Here is an 837-nt window from a genome sequence, read left to right as displayed (position 1 = left end):
GCCGAGCACCTTCACCTTGCCGGTGTCGAGGTCGTAGCGGGCACCGACGACGGCCATCGCGCCCTTCTCGACCCGCTCCCGGATGACGGCGCTCTGCTGCACCACGGCCGCGGCCTGCGCCAGCACGTTCACCTGAACACCCTTCTCCACCGCGTTCGCCTGTCCCGCGTACGGGGCCACGATCGGCCGCAGCGCCGCCACCACCGCGCCGATGTGCCCGGGCGGCTCCTCGCCGCCGTTGACCACACCGACCGTGGCCTTGATCGCGCCGCACCGCTCGTGGCCGAGAACGATCAGCAGCGGCGGGCCGAACTCGGCGACCGCGTACTCCATGCTGCCGAGAAGCAGGTCGTCGACCACGTTGCCGGCCACCCGGTTCACGAACAGGTCACCGATGCCCTGGTCGAAGAGCAGCTCGGCGCTGACCCGGGAGTCGGCGCACCCGAGCACGATCGCGAACGGGTCCTGGCCGGCGGCCACCGTCTTCAGCCGCTTGCCGGACTGGTGCGGGTGCTTGGCGGTCCCGTTGACGAATCGCTTGTTGCCGTCGAGGAGGGCGGCGAGGGCCGCCTTCGGCGTGCTGGGCGCGGCGCTGGCGGCCATCGCCGGCGACGCGGCAAAACCGGCGAGGGCGAGTGAACCGGCGATGGCCCCACCCGCTCCGAGCAGCGAACGGCGACGCAGAAGCGATTCGGTCATGCGAGGCTCCAGACTGTCGGTCGTGGTTACGGCCGTCACAGTTCGGTCGCCCCTCCCCCGATCCGAAGGTCCGTGGAATTCCGCACAGTCCCGCCCCGGTCCTCAGGTTCCGGCAGGCCACCGAGGTATCAATCCCCC

At 71.1% G+C, this 837-nt stretch carries 1 protein-coding gene; it reads right to left on the bottom strand.

Annotation, left to right across the window (positions count from 1 at the left end; genetic code table 11):
* Positions 1-699: carbonic anhydrase (locus Apa02nite_RS50765; protein WP_203831587.1), on the bottom strand; the 699-nt coding region annotated here is incomplete at its 3' end.
* Positions 700-837 lie beyond the last annotated feature (138 nt).

This window comes from Actinoplanes palleronii (assembly GCF_016862315.1).
GTDB lineage: Bacteria > Actinomycetota > Actinomycetes > Mycobacteriales > Micromonosporaceae > Actinoplanes > Actinoplanes palleronii.
This window is presented reverse-complemented; position numbering and strand designations above follow the sequence as displayed.